This is a genomic window from Devosia nitrariae, from assembly GCF_030160115.1.
In the GTDB taxonomy this organism is placed as follows: domain Bacteria; phylum Pseudomonadota; class Alphaproteobacteria; order Rhizobiales; family Devosiaceae; genus Devosia; species Devosia nitrariae.
Genome location: NZ_BSNS01000018.1, coordinates 25,617 through 39,233, shown reverse-complemented (window position 1 = coordinate 39,233; position 13,617 = coordinate 25,617). Strand labels below are relative to the sequence as shown.

Here is a 13,617-nt window from a genome sequence, read left to right as displayed (position 1 = left end):
TCTCCGCTCTTGCGATCCCGCAGTATTTCAGAGCTTGCTGCACATCCGCCCGCGCTGATCGTTCCTCGAGCATCACGTAGCCGTCGATGCGTTTGAGTGCGTCGGCGTTCGAGATGTTTTGGATGCTGCGTCTAATGCTGTTGCGGAGACGATCCCTTTCGATCCCGCGGTCATCAGCAAATTGCGCGCTGATCCGGTCCAGTTCGTCGAGCACCTCGTCGAAGTCGACAGAAAGTCCCGTTTCGAGCTGCACGATGCCGTGAATAACCCGCAGGATTTCGAGGATGCGGGCGGCGTACTCGGCGCGAGGCGCACGAGACGTTGCATCCCGACGCTCATAAGCTCGTCAGCGTCGCCGAAATCATATGCCGCGCCATTCCGGCGCAACGGCAATCCAACCGCAAATGCCAAGCGATATGCGTCTGCCACCAAGCTCTTTTGGATGCCCGATGGTACCCGAAGAGCCTGCTTGACTACGTGACGTTGGGCATCGGCATCGCCGAGATAAGCGAGCCACACGTCGGCACGGTCGGCAAGTAGGGCATCCTCATAATTACCGTGGGCGTCAAAGGAACGAGCGGCACGCTCCCGCACCTTATGAAGCACCTCAGGTTCAGCATTGGCTCTCGCGGTTTCGGTTGCAACGACAAGGTCTGCATCGATTTCGCCGTCGCGACCTGCCTTCCAGCTGTCGAGGTACGCCATCACGTCAGACTGCAGGCTGTCCCTGCAGAACAGCAGCCCGGTTTGCAGCTCCGACGTCGTCGGCAGGGCGGCCGCGGTGATCTCGTCGACACGCACCGCGCGCCTGCGGAGCGCCTCACGATCGTCGTCAGAGAGTGCGGAATCGATCCGCTGGCCGGCCTTGCTGGTCATGATCACGCCTTTCGTCGGCGTTGCACACGCGCCTGAGCGCGAGCACAATAGAATGAGGAGGGTGCGGTTAGTCCGGAAGGATCAGCAGAACCGACGGGGCGTTCTATGCCCTCTGGTAACGCGGCCGGAGTTCCGTGACGTCTTCGTCATTCTCGAGCGCCATCGCCTTACAAGTGTGGATGGGTCGACTCCAGGACGGGTCCTGGAGCGATTGGGAATGCCGGATGTCGGCCGCCTGACAATGGACCCGCCCCCTTTCATTCGCTGGTCCTCGGCGCCACCAATTCCGTGCGAGCGTCGAATGACGTCGCGCAGCGGCAGGAATTGGTTCTTCAATCCTTCCAATCGAGCTTGTCTATCCTTTCCCCTGCGTGGAAAGGTGCCGGCAGCTGATGGTGGATCCTTCGCAAATCCGCGCCGCTAGGGCGCTGTTGAATTGGACGCAAGCCGAACTGGCGAAGCGCGCCGGTACGTCGAGAAGGTCAATCACGACGATCGAGAGCGAATCCAGTGTTCTGGCATCGGAGACGATGCTTGCTTTGGTGAAAGCCTTGGAAGCAGCGGGCATCGAGTTTACTTCGTCGGAGGGACGTCGAGGTGTTTCTGGTCCTGCCAAGATGGTCGTGCGCGGCGATAGGAACTCCTTCTCCGGCGAGCGATGACCATGCGGAGTGCCGTCCATTCGGCACTCCGCAAGGTCGTGTCACCCGGCGACGTGCATGTCGAGGCGGTCTTGAACCGCCGGTGCGTTGAACACCGATGTAACGAGGATCACGGCAACGGCAAGCACCCAATAATACCAGGCGTCGAGCCCTGAAAAGCCGAATGCGAACGGGGCGATAAGGAAGACGATCCCAACGGCACGGTCGACCCAGAGGTGCACTGGATAAGGGATCACCCGGATCAGCCCGGTCGGGTGATTTGTGAGGATCGGGAGCAGCAGCGCCGCCACTCCGGTCACGACGGAAAGCCACATGGCCACGGGGCCGCTCTGACCGAGATTGAGTAGGAACGGGGCTACAATCAGAAAGACGGCGACGGGATAGTCGATGAGATAGGCATGGATCGCCTTGGTGATGAAACGAAATGACATAGCTCAGCTCCTGGGGGCTCGATTGAGATCAAGGTTGTGTTGCCACACCGGGCAGGCACTCCTTGTGCAGGCAGATCGGACCCGAAGCAGAAGCACTCTTCCTCTCGCGTTCGCCAAGTCCTGCCGGTGAGGTGTAAGAAAAGGCTACCGCCGTCCCGAGCGCGTTAGAAATGACCGTTCATTATCGTTTCCATTCCACGCCGCGTCATTTCCGGAAGTTATTATTTGGATGCCTTCGATTCATTGCCCCGTGCCATGCAAGCTCGATAGTTTGAACCTGGTGCTCGCTGCGCCAAGAGGATGCGGGATGACGGTCAAGACTGAGAGAGCGATCCTTGCTGGTGGATGCTTCTGGGGCTTGCAGGATTTACTGCGCCGGGCACGGGGTGTGGTGTCGACCCGCGTCGGGTATACCGGAGGCGATACGTTAAACCCCACCTACGGCGCTCACTTCGGCCATGCCGAAGCAATCGAAGTGGTCTACGACCCAAAGTTGCTAAGCTATCGTAAGCTCCTCGAACTGTTCTTTCAGATCCATGACCCGACCACATATGAACAGCAGGGCAGCGACTTCGGCCCCAGCTACCGGTCCGCCGTCTACTACACCGACGAGAATCAGAAGGAAGTCGCGCTCGCGACGATTGCTGAGATCGAGGCGTCGGGCCGCTGGCCGGGTCCGGTGGTCACCGAAATCAATCCTGAGGAGCCGTTCTGGGAGGCTGAGCCGGAGCACCAGGATTACCTTCAGAAGCACCCTGGCGGCTACAGCTGCCATTTTCCGCGGCCCGACTGGCGGTTGCCACGCCGCGGTGGCTGACGGTCCGGAATGACCAAGTGCGGGATCAGCCGGCGCCCTACTTCATCTTGATCTCCGCCACCGTGTTTGCCGCCGCGCGCCGCACTGCCGTCATCACGAATAGCCGCCACTCTGCTGGCTGAGATTTCCGAGATAGTCACGCTTTCCAACTGGCGCGCCTAGGTGTCGAAGGATCGCGTGCGCGATCGAGATGTGAAAGAAAAAATCCGGCATTACGAGGTGCCGAATGTAGTCGTTGCCGCCATACCAACCATGCGCGATCGTCGGCGTTATATTATAGGTGTGCGTGTGCGCGCCGTTGAGCATGCTCGGCTCGATCGCCTGAAGGAAACCGCGAGTTTCCAGAAGGCGGCCCTTAAGTGCCGGGTACATCATTGCAGGTCGGACCGGAGCTGGTAGGTCGCGCTGCATGAGCTTGGACATGTGCGCCTCGACCTTGTTGCAAGTAATGCTGGACTGTTCGCCGAAGGACAGCATGTCAGATGCGAGCCTCGCCTGAAGCACCTCTCCAGGTGTGAGGCCCCTGGTGCGTTCGAGCGTTTGCGCGTGGTCGAGGTAGTCGTCGAGCACTCTTAGGCCATGCAGCATGGCCGGCACCGTTATTTCGTAGACCGAAAAAGACAAGACAACCTCCCGCGACGGACAGTGGACTGGGCAGTAATACGTCCAAATGCCATGCCTGAGGTGCATCGTTACGATAACACGGCAATGATGCCGGACATCCTCCCGTTGTCATCTACCTTTGGCGTTCAACAGGCATTATGAATGGCGCAAGGCCAGTACGTGCTGCCTTGGGCGAGTAGAAACCCCTAGAATAGCGGTCGCCGAACGCGACAACGTATCTGAAGGGCCCCTGGTCAACCGATGAAAGCTCGATGGCACGCTAGTGGTCGAGCGCATACCTGCGCCCGCACCTTCACGTCGCCCTAGATACAATGGCAGTCATAGCGAAAGCGGGAGCGCCTTGAGTAGCTGACGGGAAACCGGGAGCTCAGGAGAGTCCCGGCGTGTATCGACCGTCGAATTTTGTTCCTCGATTTGGGTCAGCGAATCTGATCCCGAGGGCCCCGCCATCAGGGCTGGCGATCCAGGAAACATCGTAGGTAGTGTATTCCGACGGCGGCCAGAATGACTGGAACCTCCCGTCATCGTCCACTTTCCATTCTCCAGACGACTGAGTCCCGTTCTCGGTGTACACGGTACGCCCGTCAGGAGTGAACACCTGCGTCGCGCCGTCGGCGTAGGTAAAGGGGGCTCGCGTCAGTGCGGCCGCGATGTCGGCCGGGTCGATACGGTCACCGTCGTTGATAGCGGGTGCTTCTGTAGTGGACATCTCGTCCTCCATTCGAATGGGGTACTTGTCAAGCGCTCGTCCGCTGATCCCAGGATGCCAAGCACAGGTGGCTCGAGAGGATTGTCAGCCGAGTTTAGGCATCTTTGCAGGAAGGATCCCCGTATTCAATTTGGGGGCAGGTATCGTTTCCATAGCGACTGGTAATTGGGCGAACGACCACACCCGCGGCGCCTGCAACGCTGGCGGGCATCCACCACCGAGGCAAAGTGTTCGGTATCAGGCTGATTGTCAGTGACCTCGCGAAACTGACGACGGTCGCCATAGAGTCCGTAGACGATCGCTATTGCAGCCCGCTGCAGCGCAATGCTTGCAAGGGCTGAGCCATTTCCCCCCTGTCTTGCGAATCAATAGAGCACCGGCGCGTCACCATTCCGCGGTGGCATGAAAACTATATCTGTCCGCTATTGGAACAGTCCGCTCGACGCTGCCATCAACAACCGGCGCAACTTGCGCATCATGGCTGCAATGCAGTTAAACCGGCACAAACGGGGATTCCTGATGTCCGAGACTTATTCACTCCCTACTGAACCCGAAGGCATAGTCCCGACGATGATTGCGCGATTTAACTCCGGCAAGATCGACGCCATGATGAGCTTGTTCGCGCCGGAAGCCGTGTTCGTCGCGGCAGATGGGACAACCGTCACTGATCGCGCCCAGATTGCCTCTGCGCTCGAGCGCACCCTCAGCCTCGGCCTGCCAATGGAGGCCAAGGCGCGCCATATGTTCGTTGCCGACAACGTCGCCCAGATGGTGCTGGATTGGTCAATTTCGGGCACAGGTCCCGACGGCAAGCACGTCCACCTCTCAGGCATGGCGAGCGATGTGCTGCGGCGCGGCGCGGATGGACTCTGGCGAGTCCTGATCGACAATAATCTAGGGACGGCGGTACGACGGCCTACCTGACGTGTGTACGCCATGGCGGCTCTCTGCGATCGAGCCGTTCGTGAACTTGTGTCGAATGGTTAGTGAAACAGTCGCCATGACCGTTCCGATCCCAGCGACAACTCTGATCATAATGAAAACCACTTCACCAACGCCGGTATTTCGACGTCGTTAGCTGCCCACACGGCCGATGCCATCAGCGTCCTGCTGTGTTGACCCGGCTTTCCAATCGCCTCGGGGCTTCGTGCGGACCGAAAGTTCCAGCCTACTCCATGCGGAGCTGTATGAAGTCGCTGAACTCGCGACATCGGCACTGCGTCGGAAAGGTATGGAGCAAAGTTTAGTCACGTGATGAACGAGAGAACAGATGTTCGAGAATGAACAGAGTATGCCGACTAACGGCCGAATGCAGGTGCGGCTTATTTCGACATCGACGTGCACCGCAGCTCTTGCGACCCCACCGGCAGCCAGTGCTGCCGCCGTTGTCCCGGAGCCCGGGGGTGGGCGGGGCTGGGCGTCCGTCGGTGCCATCGCGTTCGGCGCATTCGTCATCGTAATGACGGAGACGCTGCCGGTGGGGCTGTTGCCGCAGATCGCCGACGGACTGCATGTCTCTCTTGGCCTCGCTGGGTTGATGGTGCTCGTGCCGGGTTTCAGCGCCGCGGTGGCCGCGCCGCTGTTCTTCGTTGGCTCCGGCCGATTCAACCGGCGCACGGTCATCCTTGCCCTGGGTCTAGCGGTATTGTTGTCGAACGCGGTCGTCGCGGTGACGCCGAACTTCGTCGTGGCGCTGATCGCCCGAATGCTCTTCGGTGCCACGCTCGGAGCATTTTGGACCGTTGTCTCACCGGTCGGACCAAAGCTGGTCGGCCCGGCGGGCGGCACGCGCGCCATCACCATCATCGCGGCAGGTATCTCCGGTGGAATGGTGGTCGGTCTGCCGGCGGGACAGTTTCTCGGCGATCTTGTCGGTTGGCGTTTCACGTTCGGTATTGCGGCACTCGTGACACTGTTTGTGGTGATAGGTCAGGCGGTCCTGCTGCCGGGAATTCCACCGGACGGGCGCACACATCTGCGAGATCTTGTGGGAGTCGTGACGCGACGCGCTGTGCGGTTTGGGATGGCGGCTGGCGCGTTGGTCTTTATCGGGCAGTTTGCCGCCTGGACGTACATCACGCCGTTCCTGATCGACCACACCCAGCTGTCCAGTGGCGTCATCACGCTGCTGTACCTGATCTATGGCTTCGGTGGCATCGTCGGCTCACTCATCGCCGGATCGCTATTCAAGCGCGGGGTCATCGGCAGCTTCGCCGGAGCCGGGGCCGTGGTGGCCGCTTTGCTGATCGGCCTGGCGATTGCGGGTACCTTACCGTGGCTGGCTGGCCTGTTGATCGTACTGTGGGGCCTGTTCTGGGGAATCGTGAACCCAGGGACGCTCGTCTGGATTCTCGACGCCGCTCCGGAAACCCCGGAAGCCGCGTCGGCAGTGAATGTTACAAACCTTCAGGTAGCCGTGGCCCTAGGATCCGGTCTCGGCGCCATCCTTGTTACGTCGACATCCTTGCAGACAGTGTTTGTTACAGCGGGCTTCATCGTACTTGCCTCGTCCGCGCTCGCCGCGTTGGCGAAACGGTTCGTCACCCTCGCGCGAAGGGAATGAGGAGCCTCGAGCAGGCCCATGATCGAGAACCGAAGGCACGCCCGCGGACGGAAGATAGGATTCTCCGGAAGTTTTCGGATCATCACGTGAAGCGTTTGATGATCCCGATCAACCGTTCGCAGGAATGTTCGAGCTGTCGCTCAGGCGTGGTCGCGATGCCCAGCAGCAAGCCGGACGGTGCAATCTCTGGTGAGGCATACCAGGCGGACAATGGGCTCGGTCCCATGCCGAAGGCGAGCGTTTCTCGCGCTATAACAATGTCTGGTGCTTTGGTCGGTAGACGCAGCAGCGCCGTCAGGCCCGCGACCGAAACCCTATCGCCTTCCGATCGGAGGTTGCGTAGCAGAGCATCACGTTTGCTTGCGTAAACGCGCTTTGTGCGCCGCAAATGCCGCAAGTAATGGCCTTCGCGCATGAACTCGGCGATCGCGAGTTGAACCGAGGGACCAGGCGGTGGCGCGAGGCACGCGGCTACTTCCGCAACGCGGGTCGCTAGCGCGGGAGGTGCGACGAGGAAACCAAGTCGCAGAGTTGGACTGATGGTTTTGCTAAATGATCCGATGTGAATGACACGTGCGCTCCGATCCAGGGAGGCGAGTGCCGGAGCGGCGCGACCATTGAGCTGTAGTTCGCTCAGGTAATCGTCTTCGATTATCCAGCTTTCGTTCCTTGCCGCCCAATCCAGAAGTCGTAATCGTCGCGTCAATGACAGCGTGAAACCGAGCGGTGCCTGCTGACCTGGTGTGACCACGACCAAGGCAGCATCGGGAGCATTGCGTATGCCATGATCGACGTCGATGCCCGCAGCGTCGACCGGGATCGGGACAAGCGACATTCGCGCGAGCTCCAGCCCCTGGCGGGTGAACGGAAAACCTGGATCTTCCATCCAGACCTTGCGTCCTTCGAGACCGAGTACCCGCAACACCAGCCCGAGCCCACTGCTGTACCCGGCGGTGATTATGAGCTGAGATGGCGAACATTCGATACCCCGTGCAACGGCGAGATAGGCTGCGATCTCACGTCGTAGTTCCAGCTCGCCGCGAGGGTCCGGATAGATCGGGGGCGCGGCCGCTTCCGCACGTAGCGCGTGCGAGCGGATTCTTGCGATAAGCTTCGCGGGGAATGTTTCGTGTGCGGGTACGCCCATCTGGAAGAGGGCCGGCCCCGCCGTCCTCTCCAGATAACTTTCCAGGAAGGAACCAGGATGGAGCGACTGTTCCATCGGAGCGATGTTGGCCGGGCGATCCGCGACACGGGTTCCGGCGGCGCGCGATGCGACGATTAGCTGAGCCGCCGACAATTTCTCGTAGGCTGATTTTACCGTGCCACGGGAGACGCCAAGCTGGGATGCCATGTCCAGCCATGAGGGCAGACGCGCGCCCGGAACGAGCACGCCGGTTTCGATCGCGGCGCTGATGCCCTTTCGAATCTGCTCGGCCAGCGGCACCTTCGCAGATCGGTCGAGCTCCAGTTTCAGCGGTTGGGTCATGCCCCGTAGTACACGATTTTTATCCGTTCTTGGTGCTTTTTTTGGAACCAGATGTGAGTCACTTCTAGGCGGCTGCTCGCGGCATCCGTCGCTGATAGCGCCGAAGTCTCCTTACCACGTCGCTCGAATATTCGGGCTACGGAGCCAATCACATGAGCAAGCGTCTCGCAGATAAACAACTTCGCCTTTTGTCTCGACATGCACACGCGCGACCTGCTGAAGAAGGGCGAAGATCGCGCTGGTGCAGGCGTGGGCGGAAGCAGGTCACCTCTTTGACGAACGTGAGCGCGCGGCTCTTGAATGGGCAGAAACGGTGACACGCGTGGCAGATACCGGTGTGCCGAATGAAGCTTATGAAGCCGTACGAGCGGCCTTCGATGAGAGGGAGCTCGTCGACTTGACGATCGCGATCAGTTTGATGAACGCCTACAACCGGATAGCGATCAGTTTTCGCAATGCACCGCTAGCGGCCCTCAAGAGCTAACGCTGGCGGTGTCGCACATCCTCTCACAGAATGAGAGACACAGTCTCACGTTGCAGGTATTCTCTTTAATGGCGGGAGGTGGCACTTTTCTCGCCGGAAACCTGGCGGAGAATCCCGCGTAAAATAGAGAAGTAATGAACGATCGACTCACAGCGCTGAAATTGTTCGCCCGCGCCGCACGAGTTGGCAACTTCTCAAGCGCGGGTCGTGAGCTCGGCCTCTCCCAGCCCTCCGCCTCACGTCTGGTTGCGGCATTGGAGGCCGAAGTCGGCGCGACTCTGTTCAGCCGGACAACCCGCGCGGTAACCCTGACAGACGCCGGCGTAACCTACCTGACGCGGGTGGAAGCGATTCTAGCGGCGTTGGACGAGGCGGACCACGAGGCGCGCGGAACCGGTGAACTGCGAGGAGTGCTGCGCGTCGGCACTTCGTCGAGCTTTGTGCTTCGGGAAGTCATTCCCCGGCTCCCGAAGTTTTTGTCCCTGCATCCGGAGCTCCGCGTCGAATTGCTATCGAACGATCGCTATCAGGATCTTGTAATCGAAGGCATCGACGTCGCTTTCCGCTTCGGAAGTATGCCGGACTCGAGCGCCACGGCGAGGAAACTAATGGAAGATCCACGGGTTCTTGCAGCCGCTCCATCTTATCTCGCGGAGCACGGTGTGCCCGTTATGCCGTCAGACCTTGCGCAGCACGCTGTGATCCTCGGTCCGGCCCATCTCTTACCGACATTCTCGTTCAGTAAGGACGGGCGCGTTGCGTCCGTTCGTGTGAAAAGCCAGTTGACTGTGACGATCAACGAGGGCGCGATTGCCGCCGCCAAGACTGGGATGGGTATTGTCGCCACGGCCTTCAACAGCGCGAGGGCTGAGTTGGAAAGCGGCGCCCTGGTTCGCGTTCTATCCGACTGGGACTTCGGCTCGATGGAAGTCAACGCATTGTTCGTGAGCGGGAAGGCCATCAAGCCCGCGGCACGCGCGTTCACGGATTTCCTCGTCGAGGAGTTTCGACGCTAGAATTCGATCGGGATTCCTACCCGGTTGTCGATGCGATAGCTTTACCTAGATGTCCACCGTGACGAAGATGCTCGTTCGCTATTCGCGGTGGTCGAGAGTCAGGATTCCATCCGGCGGATGAGGAGAATGCGATGACGATGTCCTGGCCGGATATTCCTTTCGAACCTTGGCGCGAGACTTGTGCTGCGCTCCATCTCTACGCCCAGGTGGTTGGCAAATATAGACTGGCACGGGCTCCCTGGATCAACCATTCCTGGCACGCCACCTTCTATGTCAACGCCCGAGGACTAACGACCTCGATTGTTCCTGATGGACCGGGCGGCATCGAGATTGAGTTTGGTCTGCTCGACCATAAGGTTACCGGTCAGGCAAGCGACGGCCGCTTCGGCAGCTTCATCCTGGCCGATATGTCGGTCGCCGACTTCTATTCCAGCTTTTTGGATCTGCTTGCGGAAATCGGTGGTACGCCCGAATTTCATGGCCGGCCAAACGAGATCGCCGATGCTCTTCCGTTTCGGGACGATCACAAGGCGCGGCCCTACGACCCGAACGCCGTGACGTGCTTCTTTCATGCCTGTGTGCAGATCGATCGCGTATTTAAGCAGTTTCGCACCGGCTTTTTGGGCAAGGTCAGTCCGGTGCATTTGTTCTGGGGCAGTTTCGATCTTGCGGTAACCCGCTTTTCCGGCCGCTTGGCGCCACGGCATCCTGGCGGCATCCCGGCACTTCCAGACGACGTTACATGCGAGGCTTACTCGCACGAGGTCTCCTCCGCCGGATTCTGGCCGGGTGGCGGTGGCGTCGAGTTTCCCGCGTTCTATTCATACGCCTATCCGGCACCGGACGGCTTTTCCGATGCGTCGATTGCGCCAGATTCTGCCTATTTCGACACCGTGCTGGGTGAGTTCATCCTGCCCTATGACGCGGTACGCAGGGCCGATGACCCAGACGCAACTTTAATGCAGTTTCTCCAGACGACCTACGATGCGGCGGCGCGCTTGGCTGAGTGGGACCGTGCGCGGCTGGAATGCGAGACCGGCGTGCCGCGACGCCCGCGCGCATACACGAATGTCCTCCCGGGCAAGCTTTCAGACTGACTCCCGGCGGCATTCCTACCGGTTATCGATACGATAGCTTTACCCAAACGTTCACCGGATTTACGTTCCAAACCTACCGGCCGGGGTCGGTACGGCGCTGATTTTCATAAATAAATCAGCGGCTTACTTCGTGCTACCGCCAACCTGCGCACAAACTCGGCCGATTGGAACAATATTCGAACGATAGGGACTCAATCGTGGCCAAGGTACTCGTCCTTTATTACTCCTCTTATGGGCATGTCGAGACATTGGCACATGAGATTGCCGCTGGTGCGACCGTTGCAGGCGCAAGTGTCGACGTCAAGCGCGTCCCTGAACTCGTGCCTGAGGAAGTAGCCAAAGCTTCCGGATACAAACTCGATCAGATCGCACCTGTGGCCAAGATCGAGGATCTGCCGAACTACGACGCGATCGTCGTGGGTACGGGCACTCGCTTTGGGCGCATCTCGTCCCAGATGGCAAGCTTTCTCGATCAAGCCGGCGGCTTATGGGTGAGAGGTGCCCTGCATGGGAAAGTGGGCGGCGCTTTCTCTTCGTCCGCGACGCAGCACGGTGGCCAGGAACTGACGCTGTTGGCGATCATCACCAACCTGTTCCACATGGGGATGACGGTTGTAGGGCTCGACTACGGTTTTGCAGGGCAAAGCAAAGTCGACGAGATCACGGGCGGCGCTCCTTATGGCGCCACGACCGTTGCCGGTCCGGACGGCAAGCGTGAGGTCAGCGAAAGCGAACTTGCCGGCGCGCGCTATCAGGGTCGGAGGATCGCCGAGGTTGCAGCCAAGCTCCACGGCTAGAGTCCCATGGAAGTCGCGAACCTTGAAATTGACGACATGGAGCCGACCGAGCGTGAGCTGCTCGCCGAGTTGCGGCGGCTTCGCCGCTCATTGCGTCTTCATCCGACCGACATGCCCGATCCAATGGAGGCGCTGTCGGTCGGTCAACGCGTGGCGGACTGGGTCGCAAGCGTCATGGGATCCTGGAAATTTATCATTTTCCAGACCATTGTCCTTGTCGCATGGGTTTCGATCAACCTCATCGCCGTGGCGAAAAGCTGGGACCCCTATCCATTCATTTTATTGAATCTAGTGCTCTCATTTCAAGCGGCCTATGCCGCGCCGATCATCGTGATGAGCCAGAACAGACAACAAGACATCGACCGCAGGGCGGCGCAGAATGACTATAGGATCAACCTGAAGGCGGAGCTGGAAATCGAGCTGCTTCACGAGAAGATTGACGAGCTTCGGGTCCAAGAGGTGTTGCGGCTATCCGAGGCGGTTAGCTCGCTAACCGATTTGCTCGTACAGTCGAGGGGATCGAATGGCTCGGAAATGACCGAAACCGCGGGCCGATCGGATGGACCCGCGTAGGCCGACATCTCAACTGTTGCACCCGCAGCCGCGGGCGCCCCTTGCTTCGCAGCAGGTCTCGCCCGGCGTCAGCTACGGTCACTGAACCAGTAGCATCCCCCGAACTCAAACACGTCGCATAGGAGTGCGCCATGGTTACGAGAGGTTTTTTCGGACGTAATTCGGGAGGTAACGAGGCCGATCGGATCCCGCCAGGCCAGCACGTTGTCGATCACTGGCCAGTCCTCACAGCCGGACCAACGCCGCGCATCGATACAGCCGAGTGGAAGTTCACCCTCAAGATCGGGCCGAGGCCCGTCAAGGTTTGGACTTGGAGCGAATTTAACGCGCTGCCCCAGACCAAAGTGACGAGAGACATTCATTGCGTCACAACGTGGTCGAAACTCGACACCAACTGGGAGGGCGTGACCGTCGACGACATCCTTGCCGATGCCGGCGTCGAACGTCCCAGTGATTTCGTGCTCGCGCACTGCTTCGATGGCTATTCATCGAATGTTCCGCTCGCGGATCTTACCTCCGGAAAGGCCATGGTCGCTCTGAAGTACGAGGGGCAACCGCTTCCGCGCGACCATGGTGGGCCAGCCCGTCTTCTCGTCCCGCACCTTTATTTCTGGAAGTCCGCAAAGTGGATAAATGGACTTCAATTTACCGAGCGCGACGAGCCCGGCTTCTGGGAACTGCGCGGTTATCACATATATGGCGATCCGTGGCGTGAGCAGCGTTACACCAATGACTGAGAGGAGCACACGATCGGCGGTGTGGCAGACATGCACGATTGCCCAGATCGTTGAGCAGACGCCCAGCATCAAAAGTTACTTCTTACGGCTCAGCAAGCCATTCACATACATGGCCGGTCAACACGCCGATGTGCGACTGACTGCTCCGGACGGTTATGTAGCAATGCGGAGCTATTCGATCGCATCAGCACCGAGTGCCTCAAATGTGATCGAGCTCGCGATCGAACGCCTCCCGGATGGCGAAGTCTCGCCATTCTTCCACGATGTCGCAGCCTTGGGCGACGAGATCGAACTCCGCGGCCCGATTGGCGGCCATTTCCTGTGGCCAGAACGTCCAACCGCACCAATTCTGTTAATTGGAGCCGGCTCCGGCGTCGTACCGCTGATGGCTATGCTCAGACACCGCCGCGATCTGACTCAGACTGTGCCGACTGCACTGCTTCTGTCATCGCGGACAGAGCGTGACGTGTTGTTCGGCGACGAACTCCTCTTGTTGGAGACAGCCGACCCCAACTTCGAGTTGGCTCTCGCGATAACTCGTGAGAGCCCAAAGCGCACCACTGATTTTGGGCGGCGCATCGACAGCGCTATGGTCACCGAGGTCATTGGCCGGCTTCCGCGTACCCCGGAGCACGTTTTTGTGTGCGGATCAAACCCCTTCGTCAATATCGCGGCCGATGGCGCGCTCATGGCGGGACTCGACGCCTCGACTATCAAGACCGAACGATATGGCGGTTGATGG

15 protein-coding genes and 1 pseudogene are annotated in these 13,617 nt (G+C 59.6%); 11 read left to right on the top strand and 5 right to left on the bottom strand.

The features are described from left to right. Positions 1-72: 72 nt before the first annotated feature. A complete protein-coding gene (locus QQK18_RS17035; protein ID WP_284341563.1) occupies positions 73-876 on the bottom strand; it encodes a hypothetical protein in 804 nt (267 codons plus the stop codon). Positions 877-1,268: 392 nt separating this feature from the next. Here QQK18_RS17035 and QQK18_RS17030 point away from each other — a divergent pair, with 392 nt between their 5' ends. Next, positions 1,269-1,538 (top strand): helix-turn-helix transcriptional regulator, encoded by a 270-nt coding sequence (locus tag QQK18_RS17030; RefSeq protein ID WP_284341562.1) that lies wholly within the window; start codon positions 1,269-1,271, stop codon positions 1,536-1,538. Between the two features lie 41 nt (positions 1,539-1,579). Here the strand turns inward: QQK18_RS17030 and QQK18_RS17025 are convergent, their stop codons facing one another. Beyond that, positions 1,580-1,969 carry an SPW repeat domain-containing protein gene (locus QQK18_RS17025; protein WP_284341561.1) on the bottom strand — a complete coding sequence of 130 codons (390 nt, stop codon included), beginning with the start codon at positions 1,967-1,969 and terminating at the stop codon, positions 1,580-1,582. 307 nt (positions 1,970-2,276) lie between these two features. On the opposite strand from QQK18_RS17025, the gene msrA reads away from it, so the two are divergent. After that, positions 2,277-2,786 carry a peptide-methionine (S)-S-oxide reductase MsrA gene (msrA, locus tag QQK18_RS17020; protein ID WP_284341560.1) on the top strand — a complete coding sequence of 170 codons (510 nt, stop codon included), beginning with the start codon at positions 2,277-2,279 and terminating at the stop codon, positions 2,784-2,786. Between the two features lie 93 nt (positions 2,787-2,879). Here the strand turns inward: msrA and QQK18_RS17015 are convergent, their stop codons facing one another. Further along, positions 2,880-3,410, bottom strand: a complete 531-nt coding sequence (locus tag QQK18_RS17015) for a DUF1993 family protein (RefSeq protein ID WP_284341559.1) — start codon at positions 3,408-3,410, stop codon at positions 2,880-2,882. A 367-nt stretch (positions 3,411-3,777) separates the two neighbouring features. Then, positions 3,778-4,119, bottom strand: a complete 342-nt coding sequence (locus QQK18_RS17010) for a hypothetical protein (protein ID WP_284341558.1) — start codon at positions 4,117-4,119, stop codon at positions 3,778-3,780. A gap of 477 nt (positions 4,120-4,596) precedes the next feature. On the opposite strand from QQK18_RS17010, the gene QQK18_RS17005 reads away from it, so the two are divergent. Then, positions 4,597-5,043, top strand: a complete 447-nt coding sequence (locus tag QQK18_RS17005) for a YybH family protein (RefSeq protein ID WP_284341557.1) — start codon at positions 4,597-4,599, stop codon at positions 5,041-5,043. 346 nt (positions 5,044-5,389) lie between these two features. Continuing rightward, a complete protein-coding gene (locus tag QQK18_RS17000; RefSeq protein WP_284341556.1) occupies positions 5,390-6,682 on the top strand; it encodes an MFS transporter in 1,293 nt (430 codons plus the stop codon). Positions 6,683-6,764: 82 nt separating this feature from the next. Here the strand turns inward: QQK18_RS17000 and pdxR are convergent, their stop codons facing one another. Next, entirely contained in the window at positions 6,765-8,171 is a 1,407-nt protein-coding gene (gene pdxR, locus QQK18_RS16995; RefSeq protein ID WP_284341555.1) for a MocR-like pyridoxine biosynthesis transcription factor PdxR, read from the bottom strand. Between the two features lie 162 nt (positions 8,172-8,333). Here pdxR and QQK18_RS16990 point away from each other — a divergent pair. From QQK18_RS16990 to QQK18_RS16960, 7 genes and pseudogenes are all read left to right on the top strand, one after another. Next, positions 8,334-8,655 (top strand): annotated as a pseudogene (locus QQK18_RS16990) (carboxymuconolactone decarboxylase family protein); the annotation flags it as partial. Between the two features lie 134 nt (positions 8,656-8,789). After that, positions 8,790-9,671, top strand: coding sequence for a LysR family transcriptional regulator (locus tag QQK18_RS16985; protein WP_284341554.1), 882 nt, complete (start codon positions 8,790-8,792; stop codon positions 9,669-9,671). A 131-nt stretch (positions 9,672-9,802) separates the two neighbouring features. Beyond that, positions 9,803-10,768 carry a DUF5996 family protein gene (locus QQK18_RS16980; RefSeq protein ID WP_284341553.1) on the top strand — a complete coding sequence of 322 codons (966 nt, stop codon included), beginning with the start codon at positions 9,803-9,805 and terminating at the stop codon, positions 10,766-10,768. Between the two features lie 197 nt (positions 10,769-10,965). Beyond that, a complete protein-coding gene (gene wrbA, locus QQK18_RS16975) occupies positions 10,966-11,565 on the top strand; it encodes an NAD(P)H:quinone oxidoreductase (RefSeq protein ID WP_284341552.1) in 600 nt (199 codons plus the stop codon). Positions 11,566-11,571: 6 nt separating this feature from the next. Next, positions 11,572-12,138: a DUF1003 domain-containing protein gene (locus tag QQK18_RS16970; RefSeq protein WP_284341551.1), complete on the top strand. Its 567-nt coding sequence runs from the start codon at positions 11,572-11,574 to the stop codon at positions 12,136-12,138. A 131-nt stretch (positions 12,139-12,269) separates the two neighbouring features. Then, entirely contained in the window at positions 12,270-12,875 is a 606-nt protein-coding gene (locus QQK18_RS16965; protein WP_284341550.1) for a sulfite oxidase-like oxidoreductase, read from the top strand. Then, a complete protein-coding gene (locus tag QQK18_RS16960; protein ID WP_284341549.1) occupies positions 12,868-13,614 on the top strand; it encodes a ferredoxin reductase in 747 nt (248 codons plus the stop codon). The genes QQK18_RS16965 and QQK18_RS16960 overlap by 8 nt, the downstream gene beginning before the upstream one ends. The last annotated feature ends 3 nt before the right edge of the window (positions 13,615-13,617 follow it).